General features: G+C 41.7%; 23 protein-coding genes, 1 other RNA gene and 3 pseudogenes. 12 read left to right on the plus strand and 15 right to left on the minus strand.

Features of this window, described 5'->3' with window-relative positions; all coding sequences use genetic code 11:
- Position 1: 1 nt before the first annotated feature.
- The 4 genes and pseudogenes from ispG to N4T56_RS13450 form a co-directional block, all read right to left on the minus strand.
- Positions 2-1,117 carry a flavodoxin-dependent (E)-4-hydroxy-3-methylbut-2-enyl-diphosphate synthase gene (gene ispG, locus N4T56_RS13435; RefSeq protein ID WP_261733588.1) on the minus strand — a complete coding sequence of 372 codons (1,116 nt, stop codon included), beginning with the start codon at positions 1,115-1,117 and terminating at the stop codon, positions 2-4.
- Between the two features lie 34 nt (positions 1,118-1,151).
- Complete coding sequence (locus tag N4T56_RS13440) at positions 1,152-2,132, minus strand: RodZ domain-containing protein (protein WP_261733589.1); 981 nt, start codon at positions 2,130-2,132, stop codon at positions 1,152-1,154.
- Positions 2,132-2,918: pseudogene (gene pilW, locus N4T56_RS13445) on the minus strand (type IV pilus biogenesis/stability protein PilW). The gene N4T56_RS13440 and the pseudogene pilW overlap by 1 nt, the downstream one beginning before the upstream one ends.
- A gap of 31 nt (positions 2,919-2,949) precedes the next feature.
- Positions 2,950-4,071 carry a bifunctional tRNA (adenosine(37)-C2)-methyltransferase TrmG/ribosomal RNA large subunit methyltransferase RlmN gene (locus tag N4T56_RS13450; RefSeq protein ID WP_261733590.1) on the minus strand — a complete coding sequence of 374 codons (1,122 nt, stop codon included), beginning with the start codon at positions 4,069-4,071 and terminating at the stop codon, positions 2,950-2,952.
- Between the two features lie 249 nt (positions 4,072-4,320).
- Between N4T56_RS13450 and N4T56_RS13455 the strand changes: the two genes are divergently transcribed.
- The 4 genes from N4T56_RS13455 to N4T56_RS13470 all read left to right on the plus strand — a co-directional run bounded on the left by N4T56_RS13455 (position 4,321) and on the right by N4T56_RS13470 (position 8,416).
- The gene (locus tag N4T56_RS13455; RefSeq protein ID WP_261733591.1) at positions 4,321-5,379 is read left to right on the plus strand and encodes a CNNM domain-containing protein; all 1,059 of its coding nucleotides are present in this window, start codon (positions 4,321-4,323) and stop codon (positions 5,377-5,379) included.
- A 271-nt stretch (positions 5,380-5,650) separates the two neighbouring features.
- Positions 5,651-7,405 carry a bifunctional metallophosphatase/5'-nucleotidase gene (locus N4T56_RS13460; protein WP_261733592.1) on the plus strand — a complete coding sequence of 585 codons (1,755 nt, stop codon included), beginning with the start codon at positions 5,651-5,653 and terminating at the stop codon, positions 7,403-7,405.
- A 126-nt stretch (positions 7,406-7,531) separates the two neighbouring features.
- Positions 7,532-7,834 (plus strand): NrfJ, encoded by a 303-nt coding sequence (locus N4T56_RS13465; RefSeq protein ID WP_261733593.1) that lies wholly within the window; start codon positions 7,532-7,534, stop codon positions 7,832-7,834.
- Between the two features lie 57 nt (positions 7,835-7,891).
- Entirely contained in the window at positions 7,892-8,416 is a 525-nt protein-coding gene (locus tag N4T56_RS13470) for a GNAT family N-acetyltransferase (RefSeq protein WP_261733594.1), read from the plus strand.
- Here N4T56_RS13470 and N4T56_RS13475 read toward each other — a convergent pair.
- On the minus strand, positions 8,413-8,625 hold the full coding sequence (locus N4T56_RS13475) for a DUF3820 family protein (RefSeq protein ID WP_041413444.1): 213 nt from the start codon (positions 8,623-8,625) through the stop codon (positions 8,413-8,415). The genes N4T56_RS13470 and N4T56_RS13475 overlap by 4 nt on opposite strands.
- 422 nt (positions 8,626-9,047) lie before the next feature.
- Between N4T56_RS13475 and N4T56_RS13480 the strand changes: the two are divergent.
- From N4T56_RS13480 to N4T56_RS13495, 4 genes and pseudogenes are all read left to right on the plus strand, one after another.
- Positions 9,048-9,795, plus strand: a pseudogene (locus N4T56_RS13480) (AAA family ATPase).
- A complete protein-coding gene (locus N4T56_RS13485) occupies positions 9,755-10,156 on the plus strand; it encodes a hypothetical protein (protein WP_261733595.1) in 402 nt (133 codons plus the stop codon). The pseudogene N4T56_RS13480 and the gene N4T56_RS13485 overlap by 41 nt, the downstream one beginning before the upstream one ends.
- Before the next feature lie 176 nt (positions 10,157-10,332).
- The gene (locus N4T56_RS13490) at positions 10,333-11,157 is read left to right on the plus strand and encodes a M90 family metallopeptidase (RefSeq protein ID WP_261733596.1); all 825 of its coding nucleotides are present in this window, start codon (positions 10,333-10,335) and stop codon (positions 11,155-11,157) included.
- Complete coding sequence (locus tag N4T56_RS13495) at positions 11,148-11,816, plus strand: nuclear transport factor 2 family protein (RefSeq protein WP_315903054.1); 669 nt, start codon at positions 11,148-11,150, stop codon at positions 11,814-11,816. Before N4T56_RS13490 ends, N4T56_RS13495 begins: the two co-directional genes overlap by 10 nt.
- A 63-nt stretch (positions 11,817-11,879) precedes the next feature.
- Here the strand turns inward: N4T56_RS13495 and N4T56_RS13500 are convergent, their stop codons facing one another.
- From N4T56_RS13500 to N4T56_RS13520, 5 genes and pseudogenes are all read right to left on the minus strand, one after another.
- Positions 11,880-13,334 carry an HDOD domain-containing protein gene (locus N4T56_RS13500; protein ID WP_261734828.1) on the minus strand — a complete coding sequence of 485 codons (1,455 nt, stop codon included), beginning with the start codon at positions 13,332-13,334 and terminating at the stop codon, positions 11,880-11,882.
- A gap of 490 nt (positions 13,335-13,824) precedes the next feature.
- Entirely contained in the window at positions 13,825-15,474 is a 1,650-nt protein-coding gene (gene aceB, locus N4T56_RS13505) for a malate synthase A (RefSeq protein WP_261733597.1), read from the minus strand.
- Between the two features lie 889 nt (positions 15,475-16,363).
- Positions 16,364-18,151 (minus strand): GGDEF domain-containing protein, encoded by a 1,788-nt coding sequence (locus N4T56_RS13510; protein WP_261733598.1) that lies wholly within the window; start codon positions 18,149-18,151, stop codon positions 16,364-16,366.
- Entirely contained in the window at positions 18,129-18,341 is a 213-nt protein-coding gene (locus N4T56_RS13515; protein ID WP_261733599.1) for a hypothetical protein, read from the minus strand. Before N4T56_RS13515 ends, N4T56_RS13510 begins: the two co-directional genes overlap by 23 nt.
- Before the next feature lie 30 nt (positions 18,342-18,371).
- Positions 18,372-19,200, minus strand: a pseudogene (locus N4T56_RS13520) (SAM-dependent methyltransferase).
- Between the two features lie 478 nt (positions 19,201-19,678).
- Here N4T56_RS13520 and N4T56_RS13525 point away from each other — a divergent pair.
- Positions 19,679-20,188, plus strand: coding sequence for an outer membrane protein assembly factor BamE (locus N4T56_RS13525; protein WP_261733600.1), 510 nt, complete (start codon positions 19,679-19,681; stop codon positions 20,186-20,188).
- Between the two features lie 70 nt (positions 20,189-20,258).
- On the opposite strand, the gene N4T56_RS13530 is transcribed toward N4T56_RS13525, so the two are convergent.
- On the minus strand, positions 20,259-20,594 hold the full coding sequence (locus tag N4T56_RS13530) for an RnfH family protein (protein ID WP_261733601.1): 336 nt from the start codon (positions 20,592-20,594) through the stop codon (positions 20,259-20,261).
- Entirely contained in the window at positions 20,584-21,021 is a 438-nt protein-coding gene (locus N4T56_RS13535; protein ID WP_261733602.1) for an SRPBCC family protein, read from the minus strand. Before N4T56_RS13535 ends, N4T56_RS13530 begins: the two co-directional genes overlap by 11 nt.
- A gap of 265 nt (positions 21,022-21,286) precedes the next feature.
- On the opposite strand from N4T56_RS13535, the gene smpB reads away from it, so the two are divergent.
- Together smpB and ssrA are read left to right on the plus strand one after the other, a co-directional pair.
- Positions 21,287-21,784: an SsrA-binding protein SmpB gene (smpB, locus tag N4T56_RS13540; protein WP_261733603.1), complete on the plus strand. Its 498-nt coding sequence runs from the start codon at positions 21,287-21,289 to the stop codon at positions 21,782-21,784.
- A 71-nt stretch (positions 21,785-21,855) separates the two neighbouring features.
- Positions 21,856-22,211: a transfer-messenger RNA gene (ssrA, locus tag N4T56_RS13545) on the plus strand.
- Between the two features lie 809 nt (positions 22,212-23,020).
- Here ssrA and N4T56_RS13550 read toward each other — a convergent pair.
- The 3 genes from N4T56_RS13550 to N4T56_RS13560 all read right to left on the minus strand — a co-directional run bounded on the left by N4T56_RS13550 (position 23,021) and on the right by N4T56_RS13560 (position 25,372).
- Positions 23,021-23,809: a Rossmann-like domain-containing protein gene (locus N4T56_RS13550; RefSeq protein ID WP_261733604.1), complete on the minus strand. Its 789-nt coding sequence runs from the start codon at positions 23,807-23,809 to the stop codon at positions 23,021-23,023.
- A 472-nt stretch (positions 23,810-24,281) separates the two neighbouring features.
- The gene (locus tag N4T56_RS13555) at positions 24,282-24,959 is read right to left on the minus strand and encodes an oxidoreductase (RefSeq protein ID WP_261733605.1); all 678 of its coding nucleotides are present in this window, start codon (positions 24,957-24,959) and stop codon (positions 24,282-24,284) included.
- Between the two features lie 53 nt (positions 24,960-25,012).
- Positions 25,013-25,372 (minus strand): hypothetical protein, encoded by a 360-nt coding sequence (locus tag N4T56_RS13560; protein ID WP_261733606.1) that lies wholly within the window; start codon positions 25,370-25,372, stop codon positions 25,013-25,015.
- A gap of 111 nt (positions 25,373-25,483) precedes the next feature.
- On the opposite strand from N4T56_RS13560, the gene N4T56_RS13565 reads away from it, so the two are divergent.
- The gene (locus tag N4T56_RS13565; RefSeq protein ID WP_261733607.1) at positions 25,484-26,380 is read left to right on the plus strand and encodes a LysR family transcriptional regulator; all 897 of its coding nucleotides are present in this window, start codon (positions 25,484-25,486) and stop codon (positions 26,378-26,380) included.
- Positions 26,381-26,938: the final 558 nt, after the last annotated feature.

Raw genomic sequence — 26,938 nt, forward strand, 5'->3', positions numbered from 1 at the left:
ATTAATCTGTTTTGTCGGCTATATCAATACGATTAGCCATCATCGCTGCTTTAGCGCGAATTTTGGCTTCCAGGCCATCAACAATACTGTTGTTGTCAAAACGTTCTTTTTGGCGCACGCCATCATCGTAATAACCACTTTTAGCGTGACCACCGGTTAAACCAATGTGCGACACTAATGCTTCGCCTGAGCCATTAACCACACAACCAATAATTGATACATCCATGGCCGTTGTTAAGTCTTCTAAGCGGCGTTCAAGTTCATTCACTGTGTTAATCACATCAAATTCTTGACGAGAACAAGATGGGCAAGCAATGAAGTTAATGCCGCGACTTCGAATACGTAATGACTTTAGAATATCAAAACCGACTTTGATTTCTTCAACCGGATCGGCAGCCAAAGAGATTCGAATAGTATCACCGATACCTTCAGCTAACAGCATACCTAATCCAACTGCAGACTTAACAGAACCCGAGCGCATTCCGCCCGCTTCGGTAATGCCTAAATGTAAAGGCTGGCGAATTTGCTTGGCGAGTAATCGATAGGATTCAACCGCTAAAAATACATCAGACGCTTTAACACTGACCTTAAATTGATCGAAGTTAAGGCGGTCTAAAATATCCACGTGACGCATTGCAGATTCAAGTAATGCCTCAGGTGTTGGCTCGCGGTATTTGTCCATTAACTCTTTTTCAAGTGAGCCGCCATTGACCCCAATACGGATAGGGATATTGTTGTCACGGGCACACTCAACCACACTGCGGATACGTTCTTCGTTGCCGATGTTACCTGGGTTGATGCGCAAACAATCAACGCCATATTCGGCCACTTTTAATGCAATACGGTAATCAAAATGAATGTCGGCAACTAACGGCACATCAACCGATTGTTTAATTACTTTAAACGCTTCAGCAGCGTCCATCGTCGGCACTGAAACACGTACGATGTCGGCACCGACTTTTTCTAAAGCTTTAATTTGCGCCACAGTAGCTTCGACATCTGTGGTTTTTGTATTGGTCATCGACTGTACGGCAATCGGTGCACCGTCACCAATAGGCACATTGCCCACGTAAATACGTGTGGAAGGTCTGCGAATAATTGGGGATTCGTTATACATGCAAATACACTCTATTGCTGGTTGCTAAAGCACATTATGCTTTTGGCAGGGTTAATCTTGCGACTCGACCGTTAGCAAATTCAGCTAGGCTGACTTGGTCACCGTCAAGGCTGATACTGGCAACCTGTGGGGCGCCGAGAATCACTTTAAAAGGCTTAAGGCCACGCACTTCAACTGACTTAGCCGCGGTTTTCACGCCATCAACCAATACTTTACCATTGGCATCAGTGACGTTAATCCAGCAATCACCACTTAACTCAATCGTAAGTAAGCCTTCAGTGCCAGAAACACTTAACGCGGTACTATCAAGATTAACGATTGATTCAGTACTCGCTTGATTTAAGGTGCTGTTAGCCGCGGGGGTTAACGTACTGGCAGGCATTGTCGCTATGGATGCATTCGGTTGTTCAAGGCTGCTAGTTGCAGCATCAATTTCGGCATTGGCATCAACATCGGTGCCGTCATCCATCGCAGCTTGTGTATCACCCGCTTGTTCTGCTGGAGTTATTTGCTGCGGCTCGGGCATGCTGGCCTCTGCGGCAATTTCTTCAACCGTTGGCATCGACACATCAATATTGGTTAATAATGATGACTTTTGCACCCACCAAAGTACAAACATGGCAATTAGCACGGCCAAGATAAGGTAAGTGACTAAATTAAGGCGACTGTTACGAGCCTGATGAGTGGTTTTACGTGAAAAGCTTTGCATTGCCGGAGGAACAATTTCAGGCAACTGATGACTTAAACATAATTGAATGTCGTTCAAATCCGCATTAATAAAACGCGCATAGTTTCGGATATAACCCCGAACGTAAGTGGTGGAGGCAATATTATCAAAAATGTCTTGTTCGATATCGCTGATTATTTTTGGGCGTAAATGTAATTGCGTTGCCACTGTCTCAATAGACAGCCCTTTTGCTTCGCGAGCCGCTTTTAAAATAGCTCCAGCGGTAACAACGTCATTCAACAACGCGGCCTTTTCAGCGTCTTGTTCTACTTCGAATTCTTTAGTCATTAATTCAAGTTAGCTCTATAATTTTTGGCTTGTGGAGATGCAGGAAACTTCGCAATTAATAAAATGCCAAATCGTTTTACGGCCTCTAAGTCATTTGCCGCCCGCTCAATCTTGATCCCTAAGGCTAAACTTTCTGCTGATTCACTAACAACTCGATGGTATCTTGCGAGTTGTTCGCGCGCATCGCCGTAGTCAGCTTCTTCCATGGCTAACTCGGTTAACTCTAATAAGGTTATTTGTCTTCTTGGATCATACTTTAACGCCATATTAAAATACTGTCGCGCTTTTTCTTTATTGCCGGCTTTGCGACTACACACCCCTAAATTTTCGTAACTTGATGCTGTGCGGGTATATTTGGGCGTATTAATGGCCTCAAGAAACATTTTTTCTGACTCAGCAAATTTACCTTGCTGACATAAAAACACCCCAAAATTGTTACGCGCGTCGCCGGTAGCATCGCTAAGGCTAATGGCACCGCTTATAGGATTCTTCGGTGCGAACGACATCGTCAACCGTTTGGTAATAATACGCCATCGCCACATGCACTTCACTTAAGTTTGGTGCATGCTCAACCGCTTTATTTAAATTGTATTTTGCTTGCTCGCTGTTACCTCGGCTTAAATATGTCAATCCAAGTTGCATGCGCTCTCGAGCCGCACTCACTTTATCAAATTTACGTTCAGCCACCGGAGTATCAGTACCACTATAGGTGCGTTCGGTTACACAACCGGTAACCGACAGCGCCATTAAGGTCATCACAAAAAATTTTTGCATTCCATGCTTCATTTATAAGCCTATTATCTATGCAAACAACAAGTTAATCCATTGTGACTGAAATCTGGTTTTGTTGCATTTGTTTTTTTGCTAAACGCTTTGTTCTATCACGAATATCACCCGCTAATTGACCACAAGCCGCATCAATATCGTCACCACGGGTTTTACGTACGATGACGGTTAAGCCGTACTCCATCAAGACTTTAGAGAAACGGTCTATGCGTGAGTTCGACGAGCGACCGTAAGGTGAGCCTGGGTATGGATTAAATGGAATTAAATTAATTTTACAAGGTGTATCTTTCATTAACTTAGCTAATTCATGCGCTTGGTCTGTGCTGTCGTTGATATGATCTAACATCACATACTCAACGGTGACACGGCCACGGTTAGCGTTAGATTTCTCTAAGTAACGACGAATACCCGCTAAAAACTCTTGTAGCGGATATTTTTTGTTAACAGGCACAAGCACATCACGTAGCTCATCATTAGGCGCGTGGATACTCACGGCTAATGCCACATCAATTGCATCACCGAGCTTATCAAGCGCAGGGACAACACCAGAAGTCGACAAGGTTACGCGGCGTTTTGACAAGCTAAAGCCAAAATCGTCTAGCATAATGTCCATTGCAGGGATCACATTGGCTAAGTTTAGTAAAGGCTCGCCCATACCCATCATTACAACGTTAGAAATTGGACGGTCGCCGGTGTCTTTATGAAAACCTAAAAATTGCGATACACGCCAAACCTGGCCGACAATCTCAGACACGCTTAAGTTACGATTAAAGCCTTGTTGAGCCGTTGAGCAGAAGGTACATTCTAATGCACAACCCACTTGCGATGATACACACAAGGTCGCGCGGTCATCTTCAGGAATATAAACAGTTTCAACTTCTTGGCCTTGGCCAACGTTAATGGCAAATTTAATGGTGCCATCATCTGATTTTTGGAAGTTTGAAATTTCTGGCGCAACAATTTCACATCGAGCAGCAAGCTTTGCTCGCAACGCTTTGTTAATGTTGTTCATTTCTTCGAAGTCACTCACACCAAAGTGATAAATCCACTTCATTAATTGATCGGCACGAAACGGTTTTTCACCCATTTCGGTGAACAACGCACGCAGTCCTTTACGATCAAGATCTAATAAATTGATTTTTTTTACACTCATCTGCCTAACCTCAAAACGCCAAAACCTGTAACAGGGCGGCAAATTATACAGGTAGCATTACCTTTTAGCCAGTATATCTACATTAAGCTTGCGTTAACGACAAACTCAGCCAGTTATACTCATTTGAGTTACCTTAACTGCGTTGATTTTCAACCATTCTGATTGAAATTCAGCTTGAATTAACCTGGGTGAGTGTAATATTAAGCTTGGCTATGTGGCCTGCCATGAGGAAGTCTTAACTTTCAACCTATGATAACCCTTCTGTTTATCGTTTTTTTCGCTATATTTATCTCGTTTTTATGCAGTATTTTTGAAGCTGTATTACTCTCGGTTACCCCTAGTTATATTGCTAATCTCAAAGAACAGCACCCACACGCGGCAGCAAGACTGCATCAACAAAAGCAAAATATCGACTCGCCGCTCGTGTCTATTCTCACCTTAAACACCATTTCTCACACGATGGGAGCATCGGTTGCTGGCGCTCAAGCTGCGATAATTTTTGGTAGTGAGCTACTTGGAGTATTTTCTGCGGTTCTGACATTTTTAATTCTATTTTTCTCTGAAATTATTCCTAAAACGATTGGTGCTAATCATTGGCGTAAACTCGCCCCAGCCGTGTCACTTTGTTTATATTGGATGGAAAAATTTACTTTCCCGCTAATTTGGTTATCACGTAAAATCACCGGACTATTAAGTAAAAATGATGGTCATCATTATATTCGTCAAGAACTCAGTGCCATGAACCAAATGGCCAAAGACAGTGGTGAGTTTAGCAAACAAGAATCGCAAATTTTAACCCAAATGTTGGCGATGAAAGACATGACAGTCAGCGACATCATGACCCCAAGAACGGTAATGTTCAGGTTGCCAGCGAGCGTAACCAACGAACAATTTATGCGTCAGCACTTAAGCAGTCCATTTACACGCATTCCTGTTTATCAAAATGAACGCGATAACATTATTGGCTATGTTAATCGTAATGACATTATTTTACATGCAAGCCAAACGCCCAACGAAGCCATTGGCGTGCTGGTAAAAAGCTTATTAGTGGTGCAATCGTCAGTGAGCGTGCTGCCGTTATTTCAAACCATGATAAAACGTAATAGTAAAATGGTATTAGTCGTTGACGAATACGGTGAAAGCGAAGGGATTGTTACGATTGAAGACATCATCGAAACCCTGATTGGCTTAGAAATTGTCGACTCAAAAGACATCGCCCCTGACATGCAGGCATTGGCGCGTAAGCTTTGGTTGCGACGAATTAAAAATAAGCAGTTAGTGATTTACACCGACACCGAAGCCAACTAACCAACAACTCACCGTGCATCTAACAGGAAACATATGGCTGCAAAAGGGTAGCGACTAAATTAGATACCAATGATTAACCTGTTGCGCAGATTGATTTTGCCTCTCTATTGCGCCGTACTGTATGGCCGTTTATCGAAAGGAAACCATATGCCTGCCACTGTTTTTTATGCACAAAATCAGCACATACTAATATTTTGTTGTTTTCAAATGACTGCGGATGACAGCATTACGCCAGATACGTTAAGATGATGCCATTACACAGAGGGAACTAATGCAAAATTCTTATCGCTTATCCATTGCACATATCAACGACACGCATTCAAACTTTGAACCAAGCCCAGTCCAATTTAGTTTAACCACCGAGCAGCAATCTTATAAGCTGAACACAAACTCAGGTGGCTATGCACGCTTAGGGTTTCAAATCGACCAGGCAAGGCAGCAAGCAGCCCAACAGCAAACGCCATTTTTGTTTTTGCATGGTGGCGACAGCTTTCAAGGCACATTGTATTTTCGTGAGTTTCAAGGCGCAGCCAACGCCCATTTACTTAACTTGTTAAAACCTGATGCCATGGTATTAGGCAATCATGAAATTGATGCAGGAAATAGCCCTGTACAAGCCTTTTTAAACCGCATCGATTTTCCTGTACTTGCAGGCAACATGGACTTAAGCCATGAAGATAGACTAAAAGTTGGTAGATTGTACGGCCACCCAATGCTGTACGACTTTGATGACAACAGCGAAACCGCCAAGGTCTTAATTAAGCCTTTTCATGATACAAAAATGGCGATTATTGGTATCACCTTAGATCAAATGCGCTTGATTGCTAGACCCGATCCTGACACCGACTTTGTCAATGCCATTGATACCACTCGAGCCACCATTGCACGCTTACATTATCAAGGTATCAAACACATCATAGTGCTAAGCCATTTAGGGCTAGATCAAGACCGAGAACTCGCCCAGCAAGTAGATGGCATTAGCCTGATTGTGGGCGGCCACTCTCATACGTTGCAAGGACAAATGAGTGACATTGGTTTAAGCAATATCCCTTATGCAGAAACCATTAACTCAACGCCCATTTTACATGCGGGTAAATATGCCGAAACCTTAGGCTTGGCCGAAATAATTTTCGACAAACAGGGGGGCGTCACAGAGCTTATTGGTAATAATTATTTTATGGTTGATAGCCAAATTCATGTCAGCGACGCCCAAGGGCAAACAGCGTCACCCGCAATAGCGCAACGGTTAGTCAAACAATTATTTGCCCATCCAAGCATTAAAGGTGATCAACACGATGATGGCATTCATCAAGTGATCCACAGCCAATATCGCCCGGCATTAGATGCATTAGAAAACCAAATATTAGCCCACATTCCGCGCGACTTTGTTCATACCCGTTTACCGAGTAAACATTTACCCCACGGCAGTGAAATTGCCCCTTGGGTGAGTCGCAGTATGTATAAAGCAGCCAAAAAAATTGAACCCGACATTGATTTTGCATTGCACAATGCTGGCGGTGTAAGACAATCGCTTAATAAAGGACAATTGTCTCTGGCCGATGTGGTGGGGCGTATTTTACCGTTTGAGTTGCCATTAACCCTGTATCAAATTATGGGTAAATACGTGATTGAGGCGTTAGAATCATCGATTAACCGTGCCACAAATAACGGCATTGTAGGTACAGGAGCAGGCAGTTTCCCCTACCCTTATGGACTGCGTTATTTTTACGATGGCAAGCAAGCTAAAGGTCAACGTATTACGCAAATTGAAATCTATAAACAAGACCAATGGCAAGCGCTTGAGCCAGACAAACTATACATCGGAGTATCGAGTTCCTATACCGCAGCAGGTAAAGAAGGTTACGACGCCTTACTGCACGCCCATTGGCAACAAGCCATGACCAGTCAAACCTTGCCAGAAGCCTTTATCGACTTTGTCAGCTTGCACGGGCATTTGATTGAAGACCCATTATTTACCAATGTGCATTACATTAGCCACCGAGAAGATAAATCAACACATGAGTAACCCGCGACTCATTTAGCATTAACTGTAATACTGTCACGATAATTTGGGTTTGATCACAGACCACGAGTCGCTTAAATGATTAAATGCTGAAGTATCTTCTTCTAAATCGTATTACAGGAAAACAATATGAAAGCTAAATTAATCGCATTTGCTGCCGCCGCTACCCTAGCGTTAGGGATTTCTTCTGTTTGGGCACAAGGCGCATTACATCAAGGCGAAGTGCTAGACACAATGAATGGCGGTGGTTACACCTACGTTCAAATTAAAGAAGCAGACAAAACTTATTGGGCTGCTGGATCACAAACTCAAGTCAGTAAAGGCGATACTGTCGAAGTGTCAGAGCAAATGTGGATGACCGATTTTGCGAGTTCAAGCTTAAATAGAACCTTCGATAAAATTATGTTTGTTGGCAATATCGACAAAAAATAGTTCGTTTTACGCTTAAAAAACACCATAATTGACCAATCTTTAGGATTGGTCTTTTTTATGCAAAATTCACACTCATCGCCTTACCATATTGTTGATTTTAGCCCAGTGTACGCACATCAAGTCAGCGAGTTATACCATAGGGCAATACAACACATACGCCATCCAAGATACCCGCAAGCTAAACTCAATGCCTGGTCATCGTCGCCGCGCTCAAACAAATTTTGGCAATTAAAATACCAACGAAACCGCGCATGGTTAGCATTAGATTCAGCACATCAAGTGATTGGATTTATCGGGGTTGAAACTCACTTTAAGCAGCAAGGTTACATTGACTGTTTGTATGTTGCGCCAACTTGGCAACACCAAGGCATCGCACGGGCGCTATATCTGCAATTACAATCTTGGGCACAACAACAGTGTTACCCCAAATTAAGTGTCGACGCTTCATATTTATCTAAAGGTTTGTTTGAGCAACATGGTTTTGTGTTAAAACAGGTCAGTTATCAACACAAACTCGGGCAAACTTTTAATGGTTTTTATATGCAAAAAGGATTAATAGATGAGCTTATCACAGGCCATTAGCGTTTTAACAATGGCTGCAGCATCTCTTCTAAACCATTGAGTTTAACTTCGTACATTAGTGCCAATTGCTCGCCCAATTTACCTTCAGGAAAGCCTTTAGAGTGAAACCACACCAAATATGGCTCAGGCAATTGCAATAACTTGCGCCCCGCATATTTGCCAAATGGCATCGTTTGATTAATCGCTTCTAATAGTTGTTGTTCGTTCATCACGTGACCCTTTTACTGTTTATTTAACGATATTAACACGAGCTATGTAAGCTTTTGCCCCATTTTACCGCCACATTACTTATATTAATTAGTTATACAAAGTAAAAAAAATACACAATTAGATATATAAAATGGATTTACCACCTTGCTGCAACCAATGACACCACACAGATCAACACGGCAATAGGTCAAAAAAGGCCTGTAAGTGATTATCAACTTTAACTTTTCAGTAACATTGACGCTTAATAAGCATCAGTGTCAACTTTTTGCCTTTCTAATAAAATCCGTCAATAAAATACTCTTATGCCATTTATAAAAAAACGTCAAAAATCAGCTAATTGACGAAACTTAACATAACTCTTACAGTTAAGTTATGTATTACTTTTGGCAGTGTATTCGGCCTGATAAAGAGGACGGTTTCGATGATCATATTAGTCGGCGGAGAAAAAGGCGGTAGCGGTAAAAGCTGTCTTGCACAAAACATTGCGGTGTTTCTCACCCGCGAAGCACAAGCCAGCGTGATAATGGTGGACTGCGACCCACAGCGAATGCACATCAGACTGGATCCAAGCGCGTAATAATAATCCAGACTTGCCGACCATCAACTGCGTGCAATTATACGGCAAAATCCGTAACGATCTGCTCAGCCTAGAACAACATTATGATTATGTTATTGTGGATTGCGGCGGCCAAGATAACCTCGCATTGCGCGCTTCAATGTCGGTAGCATCGCACGTACTCATGCCATTGAGACCTAAACGTCGTGACTTAAAAACCGTCAGCCATATGGACGATATTGTCGCAACCTGTTTAATGATAAACCCTAAAATGAAGCCATCGTTTGTGATTACCCAATGCCCAAGCTTACCCAACCAAGCAAGTCGCATTACCGAAGCAAAAGATGTGTGCCGCACTTACGACATTAATGTACTTGAAGCTGTAAACTATAGCCGTAACATCTATGACGACAGCGAAGAGTCTGGTTTATCTGTGTTTGAATTAGAACCAAAAGGGAAAGCCACAGAAGAAATGCGCAATATTGCGTGTGAGTTACTCGAAATCACCGATGCAAAACAACTTATAGACCAACGCAATAATGTATCTAACGTAACGACATTGAGAGGAAATTATGGGACTAGCCGATCTCAAGAAAAACGCTTCGTTATGTAAAAACGATCGCCCTATCGCAGTGTCGGTTGATGACTTTATTGCCGCCGCCGACTTATATGCAGCAGGCGTTGAGACTCACTCAGGCTTATCCCCCAAAGCTCTGACAGAGTCTTCTAACGTGGTTGATTTTTTACAACGTAAATATCAACAACCGCAAACGATCACGCAAACAACTCAGGCGATAAAAAAGCCATACAAGCGTTGTACATACACCTTAAGCGAGGCGGCAATTGAACAATTAACAATATTGAGCCAAAAAGGACAAGTCGCTAAATCAAAGCTGATTAGGCAGCTTATTGCTCATTATTTTTCATTAACGCCTGAACAGCAAAAACGTATCGACGCAAATTTTCACGACTAAACAAAACTGAGCAACACTCAGTATAAACCGAGTTCACCCTCTCTCCCCACCCTTTGCTGGCAGCAAATTGACCATAGTTATTTGTATGCCAGTATTTTTATCTTTATGTATCTCGCTTGAATTTCACCTAAGCCTCCCCCATAAATAGTTTATGAGAGAATTCATTTGGAAAATCAATGGTAGCGATTGTAATTGTGATAACCGTGTCAATATTAGCAATCGCATGGATTGGCAGTAGTCGCTGGCGTAAACAGCGCCAACGCAAACACATTACCTCAGTGCCCTTCCCACATGCATGGCGCACTATACTGAAAGCTCGATTTCCGTACTTTAAAGCCATGCCAACCGATCTACAGCTGCAATTAAAAAAACACATACAGATATTTATTGAAGAAAAACAATTTGTTGGTTGTAATGGTTTTGTCATTAATGATGAAGTCAAAGTCACGATTGCCGCGCAAGCCTGCTTGCTTTTGCTTAACCGACAAACCGATTACTACCCAAAACTGAAGCAAATTTTAGTGTATCCGGCCGCCTTTATTGTTGAGAACAACCGCACTGACATGGCAGGCGTGCAGTCAACACAGCGCAATGTGTTATTGGGAGAGTCTTGGGGACATGGCAAAGTGGTATTGTCGTGGAATAGCACGCTACAAGGCGCAGCTGATCCGTTTGACGGTAACAATGTGGTGATTCATGAGTTTGCCCACCAACTCGACCAGGAAGATGGTAGCGCGAATGGTGCACCACCACTGAGTGACATTACGGCTTATCGTTCTTGGTCTCAAACGCTAGGCGAAGAATTTAAACAACTTCAGCATTGCGCAGCGCACCATATACCGTCATTATTTAACTATTATGGAGCGACCAATCCGGCAGAATTTTTTGCCGTAATAAGCGAAACCTTTTTTGAACGCCCTGTGGAGTTTTATCAACAACATCAACAACTATACCAAGAGTTAAGTCAGTTTTATCACCTAGATCCAATCCATTGGCATTAACGGTAACCCCTATTGGTCAACGCGAAAATGCCATTATTAACGTAAGGGACATTATGCAATCTATTATTCACCGACTTGGCTTTATTGCCATGTTAGTTACTACAGCCGCAGCCTTCGACGTACATGCAAATCAGGCTGACGAATTAAGTGCAGAGCAAGCGCAAACAGATAACAAAAACCAATCCATTAGCCAACAAGTAAGCTCAGAAAGCCCTGCAGTCATTAAAGATCTCAACACTACCACTGACATGGTCGACAGCCAGGGCTTATCAGCACAAGACAGCCAAGCGGTGAGTGCGCTGCTTAATAAACTGCATGAAAGTGCCGCAAGCGCTGACTGGGCAACCTATTTCAGTTTATATCATCCGCAAGCAGTGTTTATCGGCACCGACAATACTGAACGTTGGAACATGGTTGAGTTTAAGCAATATGCACAACCGACAAAAGGCTGGCGTTATGAGCTTCAATCGCGCCATTTATTGCAAATAGACGACACCATTTTATTTGATGAGCACTTGTTTAGCCCAGCCTATGGCGCAAGTCGTGGCACAGGTGCATTAGTTTACACAGAACAAGGCTGGAAAATAGCGCAATATCATTTAAGTTTCCCCATCCCTAATGACAAAGCAAAACGCATAACCAGCTTAATTATGCAGTAGTGAAACATTAACAAAAAAGAGATGGCCATTAGCCATCTCTTTTTATGCTGCCACGCTTTAGGGCTAGCTCATCGATACGGCAAAACACACATTAGCTAGCTGACAAAAGTGAGTAAAACTGTCGTTATCTAGCGGCTCAAAATGTCGATGGGTGCTGTGCCTATCAGCATAAAATAACCCTAACACTTTATTACCAATAGCCAAGGGAGCAATTAAAAAACCAAATTTTGACAGTTTTTCAACTAGTTCGTCATCCACTTGCACAGTACAGTCTTTCGATGAAGGCTCATTAACCCAAATGCTGCGTTTTTGCTCAATACATTGGCTAAACACAGACTTTTTATCATTAAGGTCAATAACAAAAGTCTGTTTCAACTGGTCAACATCATCTCCCATCATCACTCTAGGTTGCAGTAGTTTACGACTGGGCGACAATAGCAACACACCGCAACGGTCAACGCCTACCCCACTTAAAATGCCTTCTAGAGTGGTTTGCATAATCTGATTAAAATCGGTTTTAACCACAGCATATTGGGTTAATTGCCGCAACTTTGCGAGCTGGTAACCTTGGTCAACTTGACGGCTCAAAGTGTCGATAACTGGTATCTCAATATTGCTGACAACTGTCGATGGCTCAGGTAAATACGCCACAATGGCTTTTGCACCATACTCAATGGCAAGTTTATGAGTGACCTGATTACATTGAATCACCCGTTGAGTCATTTCATCAACATCGATGTCGAGCATTTCTGCCGCTTGGCCTAAGCGCTTTTGTAATTCAACAAGATCCGCGTTAGGTAACGACAATATTTCTGACAACTTATCAGCCAGAAAAATGCAACGAATTTCAGGCATGCGCTCATCAGGTTGTGCTAACGACTTTTGCAGTACCTCGCCTAAGCCCCAGCTCCTGGTAATACCCTGTGTGAGTTGTAAAAATGACGCGCCAAGCTCCGCTCTAATAAGGGCATTTTGTTCCCCTTTATCATCTATAGTGACAAGTTTTCGATGCAGTTGAGCTGGGATTTCACCGCCCATGCTCCAAAACGCGCTTTCACCAATGCGGTACAACAATGACGCAATAAACACTTCTTCACGCAGTGACTCACCGCGATCGCTCATCATCATGCGAGCCAACATTGCTGCTTGAAAAGACTGTGCCATCAGTTTTAATAAACGGGTGTATACACCTTCAGATAAGTGCTTATTTTCTAACAAACTGGTTAATAGCTTTGCGGTGATACAAATATTACGAATAGTGTCAAAACCAAGCACAACCGCTGCGCGGCTAACCGTAGAAACCTGGTTAATGCCTTTATTGTATATGGCGCTGTTGGCTACACGTAAAATACGCGAGGTTAGCGCATTATCATGCATCACACTGCGTGCCAGCAAAGCCAACGAAGACACATCATCTTTAGCGAGCTTTTCTAAGTCTCTCACTGTTGAACATAATGCAGGCATTTCTTGGTCACTGATACGCTTCGTCCAGTAATCGGCACCTTTTTGTTGGGTCATCGACTTCAAAAACAATTAACCTAAATGTAACAAACCTGAAGTTGAGTATACTCAATTTCAATAAAGAGTCGTAACTTGATTGTGGTTTGTTGTACGCAGGTCTAATAAATCAATGTGACTGTTCATTTTTCAAACGTTTTCGTTCAGGCAAAAAAAACGGCTCAAAAGAGCCGCAATCACAAATACGTGGTTGGAAAACTTACGGGTAGGAAGTACCCAAACAGTTAGAATCAACAACTAAGCGTTTGCTTATGATCCAACCTATTGGATAAAAATCCCGTGCGACCTGTAGGTGAGTCGCACGGGGTTACAACAGCCACAAAAGTGACTAAACTTGTAAAACTAAAATAACGATTAACATTGTTCTTCAGTTCAGGCTGTTAACGCTGTCACTGAAGGCTTACCGTCCTGAGTCAATAAGTTGCCAAAGTGAATCAATTCAGCCTTGCGCTATGTATTGGTTTACAGAAAGTAAATAATCAATTTGCCATTAAGCCGTTAATAATTCGTAACCAGGTAACGTTAAAAAGTCGACCAGTTCATCTGAGGTCGTAATTTGCTCAAATAACGCTGCAGCTTGTGTAAACTTGCCAGCATTAAAACGATCGCTACCCAACTCTTTTTTAACGTTGGCTGTTTCTTGTTTCAGCATGTCTTTAAATAAATCTTTAGTGACTAACTTACCGTTAGATAAACTTTTTTGATGTTTAATCCATTGCCAAATTGACGTACGTGAAATTTCAGCCGTTGCAGCATCTTCCATTAGGCCATAAATCGGTACGCAACCATTGCCTTGGATCCACGCTTCGATGTACTGCAATGCAATGCGAATATTTAAACGCATGCCTTCTTCGGTACGTTCACCTTCACAGGGCTCGAGTAATTCACTGGCTAAAATGGGGGCATCTACATCACGGGTAATGTGCAATTGATTGGTTCTGTCGCCGCCAATGTAATCATTAAAAATAGCCATAGCGGTATCAGCTAGTCCAGGGTGAGCTACCCAAGTACCGTCATGACCATTACGGGCTTCAAGCTCTTTATCACCACGTACTTTTTGTAAAACTTTGGCGTTGGTTTCTTCATCCTTTGCAGGGATAAAGGCCGCCATACCGCCCATAGCGAGCGCGCCGCGTTTGTGACAGCTTTTAATCAGTAGGCGTGAATAAGCACTTAAAAACTTAGTGTCCATCGTGACGGCTTGACGATCTGGCAGTACACGGTCTGGATAATTTTTTAATGTTTTAATATAACTAAAGATGTAATCCCAACGGCCGCAGTTAAGTGCCACAATGTTTGAGCGAAGCTCATAAAGAATTTCTTCCATCTCAAACACTGCCGGTAGCGTTTCAATTAAGCAGGTACATTTGATGGTGCCTGGTTTTAAGCAAAAACGTTCTTCAACAAAAGCAAATACCTTTGCCCACCAGCGCGCTTCAAGATGACTCTCTAGCTTAGGGATATAAAAATAAGATCCAGAGTTTTTGGCTAATAATTGACGATAGTTGTGGTAAAAATACATGGCAAAATCAACTAGACCACCAGGTACTGGGGTGCCTTTATATAGCACATGCTTTTCATTTAAGTGCAAACCACGCACCCGGGCAATGAGTACCGCAGGATCTGGCTTAAGCGAATACTGTTTACCCGTTTCTGGTGCTGTAAAAGCAATATCACCATTGACCGCATCGCGAAGGTTAATTTGGCCTTCAACCACTTTTTGCCAACTCGGTGCTAATGAATCTTCAAAGTCAGCCATAAACACTTTTACATTGGCGTTGAGTGCATTAATGATCATCTTGCGGTCAACAGGACCAGTGATTTCAACTCGGCGGTCAGTCAAATCGTCTGGTATGCCGCGGATAGTCCAATCACCATAACGAATAGCACGCGTTTCAGGTAAAAAGTCAGGTAACTCACCATTATCAATACGCGCTTGTTTTTGTTTACGCTTTGCCAATAACTCTGGTACTTCAGCAGCAAATTTGGCACAAAGTGAATTTAAAAACGCCACAGCACCAGAGTTAAACACTTGTTGCTGACCTTCAATGGTTGTGCCTACAAATGTGATGTCGGTTTTTACCGTATCTGCTGTTGGTGTAGTCTTACCGTACTGAGCTACCAATTGTTCGGCTGTCATATTGTGCACTCTGAGTGCTGCATGCGTTTGTTACTGTTAACGGTATTTAATGATGCTGACGTTATATGGTTTAAGTTATTACCCATTGATTACCTTATATAGGTCTATGCCGCTGAGCATATAACCAATGTCCATATTGTTTTGTGTAAATAAGTCATCACGCTTTAACGTTCAAACAAGCTTTCATATGTTTGTTTTGTACTAAAAACTAACCAAAAACGTTTGTAATTGCAACAGTCTTTAGCTGACCAGAACGTATGTAAAACCATGCTAAACAACACAACAAATTGGTCTTACCCGCATCAAATAACAACACCAACTACCTGATAATTATAAGCAAAAATAAATATCAATCATTTAAGATAATCACTTTCAAAAATTCATCTTACCAATTGACCACAAATTGACGATGGTAAAAATAGATGTCGTAAAATTACACGCTGTAAATAAAAAGTTACTAACCTTTAATTTAGATACCCTAGTCAAACATTTTGTTCGTGTTTTGAGATGACCTAAACGTAATTATAAAAAAGCATTAAAATACATAACGTTATTAACTAAGTCGCAAAAAATAAATTCAAACAATCGTTTTAATTTAACTTTTACGTAAACGTAATATTAAATAAGCAGGTTTACACAAAAAGTGCGAGTTACGTCACCCGATCAACAAGCCACAGTCGTTTGGTTTTTTTGAAAAAATTTCACTTTTTTTTAAATAAATGAAAAAAATGTCATAAATGGTGCGTGTAAGAGGTTTTAAGATTCAAAATGGTTCATAAACCAAGATGTTAAGCATAATGATGAGAGGAATAGATTAATTTAATCTCGACTCAACGGAGTATCTCGTAATAACGTCAATACAGTTAGTGAGTGTTGTTGCCAGAGATAATTAACTCTGTGGGTGTTTCATTGACTCGTTGTAACACACAACACAATTACGTCCGTTATGTTTAGCACAATATAAAGCTAAGTCTGCGCGATGAATAAGCGGGTCAAGGCTTAAGTCGTGTTTGTCGGCACAACTAATACCACAGCTCACCGTAATCGTAAAGTCATGACCAGAGAAGCGGGTATTGATCGCCTCTACCTCTGCTCGAAGGCGTTCGGCAAAGTGTGCTGCTGATTTAAGATCTTGTTTGGGCATAAATATCGCAAACTCCTCACCGCCCATACGGGTAAATACATCATTAGGCCTGAGTAACGGCTCAATCACACTGGTAAACTTTTTTAATGCCCAGTCACCAGTAGCATGACCAAATTGGTCATTGATGTTTTTAAATAAATCCAAATCCATCAACAGCACAGAAAACGGCTCGGATACTGCTTGGGTTTGGATAAATTCGTTTTCAGCTAACTCCTGGCCAGTACGGCGATTATAAATACCAGTTAACCCGTCACGCTGAGCTTGCTTCATAAATTGATTGCGTTGCAGCCAGGCTGAAATCAGCAGTAATAATAAACCAACTGACACACCAACGAGTAATGTCGAAAACATGATTGACGAGCTTTTGTCTTTTATAAACAGGTCTTTTTGCTTCATCAACAACTCATGGTCTTGCATCAGACTGTTGTTTTCTCGGTTTTTCTCTACACTGTCAAAACGAGCCATCTGATAAGCGTTTTCTTTCACTTTTTGCTCGTTTAATATTTGTAAACTCAGTGCATTAGCAACCACTTGGTATTGATAAGCTTTATCAAACTGACCACGTTTTCCTGCAACCAACGATAAGGTTTCATTAGCACGTTTTTTTACTAACAGATTATTGGGTGCTATCGGTTTATCATTCACTTTATTAGCATGCTGCTCGGCTTCTTCAAAACGGTTTAAATAGAAGTAAGTCATGCCTAAATATGAGTGGACCTCGTTAATCTCAACTTCAAATTTAAACTTTTTGTAGTTGGCTAACGCGTTTAATAATAATGATTCAGCTTTATCATAGAGGCTGTTTTCATATGCAACAATTGCCTGGCCTTTAGTGGACATTACAGCAATTAACGGAAAACCATGTTCACTACAGTACTGTTTTGTGTCGGTAAATAGGTTTGAAGCCAAGTCGAATTGTTTAGTACGCAGATTCGCCACGGCATAATACAACATCGAATAACACTGGTTTTTAGGGTTTTCACCTTGATTTAAATTCAGAGCCAATTGCGATATTCGCAACATTTCATCATAAGCATCAAGCTCCAAGTACACATTTAATAGTCGATTATAGGTAGCAATTTTAATGCTGTTATCTTGATAATTATCAATGCGTGATAAATTGGTTTCTAACAAAGTAAAAGCGCGTTTGTAGTCTTTTAAGCCAATACTGGTTGTTACCCGATATAAATATATTCGAGTGATGATATCTTCAGACGGGTTTAAAGTTAACGCGATGTCTAACGCTTCGTCTGCAGCAGCATACTCGGCTAAATAGATATGCTTGACGCTAAGCAGCATGTACAAACGGCTTTTTTGTAACATCGACAGCTTGTCTTGACGCGCTAACATGGAATTTAATTTGGCGATGGCACTTTGAGTGTCAGTGTGCATAAAGTTTTCGACAATATCGAGCTCATCATCCATTTCATTGGCGAGCACAATGCCTGTGCTGCATAATATTAGCAGCACAGTGATAACGACTTTAATGAACACTTGCATCAACAAGGTATTACGGCTTAGGTGTTGTAACAATCTGGAACATTTTCATCTCTTCATCACCCGCTAATTGGCGAATACGCGCTATATCACCCGACATTACCGCTTCAATTTCTTCTTCGGTAATGTCATTTGCCTGCATCACCCCTATAGGATCGTGTTGATACGCTTCTAATAATTTTGCGTCTGTCCCTAACTGAGTAAAAAATTGACTTAAATTCGACATATCGTGCCCTTAGTGTTGTAAAAGTATTCTCTAACCAAGATCCATTTCACTAATGCCTAACTTTGCAAGCATGGCAGGGTTTAATGCTAATGCTTGCTGAGGCGGGATCAATAACGTGCTGATGGTCGTTAACCTAGCATCAGGTAAATCAGCCAAGGCAATATGTTCTACTCTTGGCGATTGCACTGCTAAGTTTGCAGCTTCATATATTATCACTTGATGATCAATAGGATACCACTGCAACAAATGCTCAACCAAAATATGTAATCGCTGTTTGGTTGTGGAAAACTGTGTCAATGTATGTTCCCCCGCGAGTGCAATTTGCCACAACACTAAATGAGCACAAGGATTAGGAACATGTTGATACAGCATAAACTGAGTGGCTTCATAGCTTTGGTGACCACAACCACCGGGATCGATACCTAAATCGTACCCATAAACACGCCTCAGCTGAAACACCCGCAAGCATTTTAGTCTTAAAACCTTGCTGCTTAGCCTGTGCAATCGCTAAATGTGATACGCAAGAAAATACCCCCGGATGACCATACAATGCACATACCACCCTTTTATTTGCTCGTACCTCATCTAACATAGCATCAACCATCTGCTGATAGGTGTCGCGACGATTTTTTACTTCCCCTGTTTGAGCGTAATACCTTTGTAGCGAGCGCACATCAGCGTTCAAGGTTGACAACCATCTATCGGCAAACCCATCGGGCACCAATGAAAAAACCACATCTGCATGTTCAATATAACTCACGGTTAATTGGCCAACTTGCCCAGCAAGCTGCACTCCGGTACCAACACACACTAGCTGACCTTGTTGATTTGCGGCAGTTAGCTGCAAGTTACACCTCATCATGTCATCCTATTTTTGTTGATATAAAAATCAACTAAATGGGAAATAAAACAAAGATTAAATCACATATTCATTATATGAGCATTTCAATCTATCATGCTTTTAAATTAAACAATTTAATGATTATTTACCAACTTTATTAACATTACGTGGCACAAAACACGCTTTTGAAAAATTTATATTTATATACCCTATTGTATAAGCGCTTTCACGGCATGAATTAAATGACTAATTAAGCTCTATAACACCAAATTTATGAGCTTAAACAAGGTTGACGTTAAAAACTCACAGCAAATATCACCGATAAATGTGGCGCGTATAAGAGAGTAAACATGAATCATAGTGGGTTTTATTACTAGAAATAAGGAACTTACGTCGCGATATTCACTCAAAGCCACAACATCTTCTAATCGACTCTTGTCAGCATAGGGACAGCTTGGGTATGATGACCGACAGAATTTAGGAAGTAGCGCAGACAATGATAAACAAAAAACAAAGTCTTACCCTTGTAAGCGCAGTAGCGCTTTCACTCTCAATGAGCGGATGTAGTGTTTTCGATTGGTTAATTTATAAGCCTGATATACCGCAAGGCAACTACATGGAAACCCAGCAAGTTGAAAAACTTCGCATCGACATGACCAAAGAGCAAACTGAGTACATTTTAGGTCGTCCGGTTTTACGTGATAGTTTTTCTGATGACACTTGGTACTATGTATACCACTTTAAAAGTGGCCGTGATGCCAGCATTATCCATAAAGAGCTGATCATTCATTTTACAGGTGACAAGATCTCTAGCGTCACCGGCGATTACGATTTAAGCAGTGAGTTTAATACCCCGCTTGAGTTAAGCTCTTTGCCAACGGTTAATGAGCCTGATTTAACGCCATTACTGCCAGAAACTCGGCCAGATTCAAAACCATTGGTTGAAGAAACACGCCCAACGCTAACGAATCAACCAGAAAAATCTAACGACCCAGATAATCGTTAATGGTTCAGAACCAATAAAAAAGCAGAATCAATTGATTCTGCTTTTTTATATTTTGTATAGAGTTAAACAATTAACTGACCTTTGCACCGGTAATTTTATTGATCCGGCCTTCATCTTTTGCTTTTTCAGCGCGTTTACGGCGCACATCTTTAGGATCGGCAATTAAAGGGCGATATAATTCTACCCGTTGCCCAGGCTGTATCACTTCATCATGCTTAACCACACGACTAAACACACCCAGTTTGATGTTATCTAGATCGATGTCAGGAAAAAACTTCACGATATTGCTTTGGATCACCGCATCAATAAACGTGGTACCAGGTGCAACCATCACAGTGATAATTTTTTGCTGTTTGGGTAATGCATAAATCACATCAACGGCAAATTGCTCTGTTTCACTTGTCACGATAAATCACCTTCGCTCTGTCGGTAAATGCCACCACCATCGATGACATTAAATCTTTAAAAATTTTACCAAATGCTAAGTCGACTAATGCATTTGAAAATTCAAAATGCAAATCAAACTCTACCTTACATGCCTCTTCTGTCAGCGCTGTAAACTTCCATAAACCGTGCAAATGTTTAAAATGCCCGTTTTCTAACTCTAGTGTAATGGATTTAGCTTCAACAACTTGGTTACGAGTCGTAAAGGTTTTACTGATCCCCGCTTTACTCACATCAACCGATGCCACCATGGTTTTACCGTCAAACTCTAATACTTTACCGCCAACACAGCCGGGCAAAAACACATGATACGACTCAACATCGTTGACTAAATCATACATTTCTTTGGCACTAAATCTAACCAGCATACTTTTGGAAATTTTGGGCATCTGACATCACTATCATTGAAACAATGTTCGGATTTTATCACGTTAAACAAAAAAGGCATCCGCCATAACGCTAAATCTCACCCTTAATAACACAATAGGCAAGAAACTAGGTATAATCGTTGAAATATCATAAATCTCCCCCATATCTCTTATATCAATGGTGTTAATTTATAACCTTAATATAATAGCGTTTATTAAATGGGCTCAGAGCTGATTACCAGTCGCCTTTTTATAGGCCGCGGCAGTAATCACAACGGTAAATATAATGGTAAAAAAGAGTTCTAAATCAGCAAAGAATACCTCAGCCACCATCGCACGCAACAAACGCGCGACCTTTGAATTCCGCATCGAAGACAAAATCGAAGCGGGTTTAGAGTTAATGGGATGGGAAGTTAAATCGATCCGTATGGGCAAAGTCAATCTGGCTGATTGTTACGTATTTATTAAAGACGGTGAAGCCTTTATGCACGGTTGTACTATTCAACCACTAAATACAGCATCCACTCACGTTGTGTGCGATCCTATTCGTACTAAAAAGCTATTATTAAAGCGTAGCGAAATCGACAAGTTAGCCGGCTTAATTGAACGCCAAGGGTACACCTTAGTGCCACTGTCGATGTATTGGCGTAAAGGTGCCTGGGTAAAAGTTGAAATTGGCTTAGGTAAAGGTAAAAAAGATCACGATAAACGTGAAGACACCAAAGAGCGTGAATGGAAAGTTGAACAGTCTCGCGTCATGAAAAAGAGCAGACTGAACGGATAATAGCCAAACGATGATATTTTGTTAATAGTCACTAGGTATTAGCGAAACAACACGTTATGATATAACCAATTGGGGGCGATTCTGGATTCGACAGGATTCACGAAACCCAAGGAGCATGTCGAGGGGCGGTTGGCCTCGTAAAAAGCCGCACCGTTATAGTTGCAAACGACTCTAACTACTCTCTAGCAGCTTAGGCTAGCTAGCCATCAACCACACGTTTCGCACGTGGACAGTGGATTTTGATGGTCATATTACAGTGTGCTAGCGAGGGAACTCCGTCCGGGGGTGAACCGCGAAACAGTACCGGACTCACCAAGTAGCATCCTGTCTTTCGGAGACTGCTTGGTTAAATAAAAGAGAGACTAAACATGTAGCGCCGAGGATGTAGGCTTTCTGGACGCGGGTTCAAGTCCCGCCGCCTCCACCAAATACCGAAAGGGCTTAGCAGCAATGCTAAGCCCTTTTTCTTTGCAAGTGGCGGCAAAATGGCCACAATGAGGCGGTTAATTTACTCGTCGTCCCGGCAATTCTTTTAGCCGAGAACCAGGTGTTTGCTTTGTCCCTGTGGCAGGCTGTTGATTAATACCATTTCCACTAATTATCTGGTCATTCAGCGGGAGTTCTGTGTCTTCTAGGCAAGTAATAGGATTGTAGGCATAGTTGCTCTCGGCAACTGCTCCTGCGTTGCTCTACCTCCTGCATCCATGCAGTCGTACGTCAAAATCCTATTAAGCAGTATAGAAGGCACAGAAACCCGCCTTGCAGGAGGCGCTCAGACTGTCCATTTCTTTGTTGCATTGCCTTAGAAGGGAATAACCATTATTTCAACAATGCGCCTCAAACTGAACAGTCTGAGTGACTCTGATTGGTCACATAATTAATGGAAATGGTATAAATTGAAGTTACGGACTTACTCAATTCCACCAATACGACTTCTATTAAAACATTGAATTAAATTCATAAAGTAGATTAAAGTATCAAACTTAAGGACAAAGTTGGGTAACCTCGAGCACAATCATCGAGTGCACCATTTAAGGAAGAAAAAGCCATTCAATAACATGTGTCTATCAGCTCCCTTTTTAAAGTTTACTCTGACCCAACTAATTTTTGACCCAACTAATTTTTAGCGCTGTTACGCTTGTTTGCTGATATTGTCACCACAAATGGGCGTGGTTTTTCTGATTATATAGGTGGATGAAAGGGCGCACGGTTATGTCTCGCCCTTAATATGAGAAATTATTTGTAGTCACTGTTTCTCAAAGAGTAACGAGTAACGGACTCTTTCCACTTCTCGCCACTTTTCCAACGCTCAAGGAACAGTTCACTGTTTACTACTGCGCGGCCACCGATGCGAGTGATGCCATGTTCAAATAGTACCTCTGGCAACAGACCAACGCTTGAGCTCACCAGTGCGATCTCTTGAGCTTTATGGCAATGCGTTAGCAAGCCTTCTAAGGTGTGGTTGATTACGCTGGTTCCAGTAATCAGTACCTTATCGCATTGCGCCAATTTGCTTGGATCTGTGGTTACTTCAAAATTGTCTTCGGCCTGAACCAATTCAGCCCGCAGCTCGATCACCGTTAAAGGGGTTTGCTGTTCGCGGAGTTGGGCTATAAGCGGGGCGAAGTAGCCAACCATACCAACACGCTCACCAGGTTGAATATCTAGCATCTCTAAACTGTCTTCTTCGTTGTGGTAGTTAAAGCCACGTTGTTTGAGTACATATTGGCTAATGGCATTAAGCGCTCCGGCGCCAAGCACTTGCTGCCAATCTTGTTGCTGCACGCTTAATTGGGCTAAATCGGTTACTGCTTTACCAATGTAATCACTGTATAGCGATTCATTTTGTAACTGCTCAAACGCGTTGCCCAATTTTACGTAGGTTAGGCCAATGGTACCGCCTTCTAATTCGACAACCCCAAACTTGGCACTCGGGTTATTTTCTTCGTGGCAAATGTGGATTGCTTTGATTGGGGGTAGATCGGTTGGTGCAGTAGTGAGTAACTGTTGATAAATAGACGACATCTGTGATTTCCATAACGCAGGGGATATTTCCAATTATTGTACCTCTACAAAAACGGTTTTTTTGTTAGCTAGTTAGAATTTAGTGTGGTCAGGGTAAACTTTTATAAAAAGTAAATTGAAACCCTGATTTTTTTAAAACGTTTATGTCCATTTTTAAGTTAGCTTGAGTAACATATTATTGCCCCATTGTTTGTTGATGCAATTATTCAGAAGCAGATAGTGTCACTGGAATTGCTGTACTTATATTTATGGTAAGAAGAGGAAATAATAAATGAAAGGATGCGACCATAAATAAACCTAACTTCAGGAAAAGTGCCCTGTAGAAACGCATAGCTATGCGTTTCTAGATCTTAGATGGTGGACTACAGTTGATACTTCGCCTGCCATTTCGTAATACGAGCTTTATCACGATTTTCGTAGGACTGAATTGCTGGCAATAGCTCTAAGTTGAACTCTTTTTCATTATCATGACTTATAGCCGTAAGAAGCATAGTATACCAAGCGGTGACTCCCCCTGCGGCGGTGACTTAAATTTTGGAAAGTCAAATGTAACACCTTCTCCCTCTAACCATTCATTTGGTAAATCAGGTCTGAGTATCAATGCTCGCCCAAGACCAATTGAGTCCGCTGCATTTATAGATAAGGCATCTATTACTTGCTCCCGCTTTTTAAAGTCCCCCGTCACCACTAAAGGAATATTTGTTAATCCTTTAGCCTTTACTGAAAAATCAATGAAGTACGAGCCGTTTGAAGCGCTGTCAGAGCTGGATTTTGCCCCAGGAAAATATGATCCGCCACTTATCTCAATCAAATCAATAGAGGTTGTGTTGAGAAGGGAAATGACCTCTAGTGCGTCTTCTTGAGTTAAACCACCTTCGAGCTGATCTGAGCAATTTATTTTTATACCAATAGGGAAAGTACCTCCAACAGTACTTCTCACTTCCGCAATTACTTCAATAATAATACGGGAACGGTTTTCTACCGACCCTCCATATAGATCCGTTCGATGATTAAAGAGTGGTGATAAAAACTGACTTAGTAGAAACCCGTGGCCTGCATGAATCTGTACGCCAGTAAATCCTGCTTGTTTAGCAATTGCTGCGGATTTAGCAAACTGATGTGGTAATAAGGCTATGTCTTGCTCAGACATCCCCTCACACTCGAAATCTCCAATACAAAGAGCTGATAGCTCTTTGGGTTTACTCAACGGTTGATACGCCAATCCACCTGCATGCCCAAGTTGGGCCAGATATGTGCGTTATTAATTGCAGCACGTGAGGTCAATGCTTGTAGCTCTTTAATATCAGACTGTTCGGATAATACGAGATTTCCTGGATTTTCTGGAAATAGTGCGTCAATTTGAACCTCTCCAACGACCGATAACCCAATACCGCCCTCTGCCCAGCGTTCATAGAGTCGAGACTGTGCCTGAGTAGGGTTTCCCTCTCCATCAGCAAGTGAGTCAGACATTGCTGATTTCATTAGACGGTTTTTAATGATGGCGCCACATGGGAGCTCTAAAGGACGGTTAAGTAAGTTTTCGGTGTGTAATGGTTGGGTCATATCTGCCTCTCTGAGCACCATTGTTATGAATAACAGTAGAGACATTGTTCCAGACTTTAAGTAAACTAAAAAGACACTAATAATTAATATACTTTTAAAAAATATTTAATAATGAATACGTCAGATCTCTATCTATTCATTCGAATCGTGGAAACGGGCAGCATAACCGAGGCTGCAAACCAACTGAGTCTTACTCCTGCAGCAGTCAGCACTGCGCTGAAAAGACTCGAAAAACAGTTAGAGGTACAACTACTTATCAGAACAACCAGACAACTGAAAATAACGCCACAAGGAGAGCAGTTCTTGTTTCATTGCCGTCAGGCACTAGCTAGTTTGGAACAAGGTCGTATAGCCGCACATCAGACACAAGGAAAAGTAAGTGGTAATCTCAGATTGTCCGTCTCATCTGATTTGAGCCGCAATACACTTTTGCTGTGGATAGAAGAGTTATTGAATGAGCACCCTTTATTATCGATTGATCTGACAGTAGGCGATTCTATTTCAGATTTTTTTCTCGAACAGGTTGATATGGCTCTTCGCTATGGGAAGCCAGAAAATTCATCGATGGTTTCATTTCATATCGCGACCATGAGCAGGATCACTTGCGCCTCTCCAACCTATATATCTAGATATGGAGAGCCAATGCATCCTGAAAACTTGAGGGAGCATAATTGCTTATTACACCGCAAGGCTGGTCGCCTGTTTAACTGTTGGGAGTACGCTAACCACTCTGGTACATACAAGGTTAAAGTAGGTAGTAACCGAATCAGCAATGATACCGATATAGTTCGTAGATGGGCAGTTAATGGCAAAGGAATAGCATATCGCTCTCAGATAGATCTCTACTCAGATCTTAGTAGTGGGCAACTTGTACAGCTTTTACCAGACTTTGAATCACCATCGGTTGAGCTAAATCTAATCTGTCCAAGCCGAGAGCAGGTTAGTCCTGCTGTTATTGCTTTTCGGGAGTTGCTTAGGAGGAAGGTATCTCAAATCGTTTCCTCATAAACTTGTTGAATAACCATGCAGTATCTCACCATTAAAAATAGTAGCCGTCAAAATCAGCCATGTTTGGAATTGTTCAGAACCGACCAAAAATACCTCCTGTCGAAACTACTGCATTTTTATTTTTGGGATACGAGAAGTTATCCAAAGATTGGAGACTGTCTGTTGCTGCTAAATCGGAATTGTCCACAAACGAGTTAGATCTTTCAATTACAAACACAAACAAGGTTGAATCGAAGATAACCATACGGCGGATGTCATCGCGGCTATGACCTTCGAAAACAGGGATGCTTTCGCAGAGCGCCCATGGATGGGTTTACCGCGTGTCATAGAAGTGATTTCATTGAGTATCGTTACCTAGTGTTACAACAAAGCAGTAAAACAGAGTACTCACAGCAAATCCTGCACAAATGTTCAAAGCAAAAATAACACCTGGATCCCACCTTAAAGCATTGCCGGGACGACGAGAAGGGGTTAACAAGCTTTTAAATGCTTAACAGCTTACCCAGAAGTGGGGTCATATGAGGCGGCGGGACTTGAACTGGCGTCCATAAAAAATCC

Source organism: Shewanella phaeophyticola (assembly GCF_025398315.1).
GTDB lineage: Bacteria > Pseudomonadota > Gammaproteobacteria > Enterobacterales > Shewanellaceae > Shewanella > Shewanella phaeophyticola.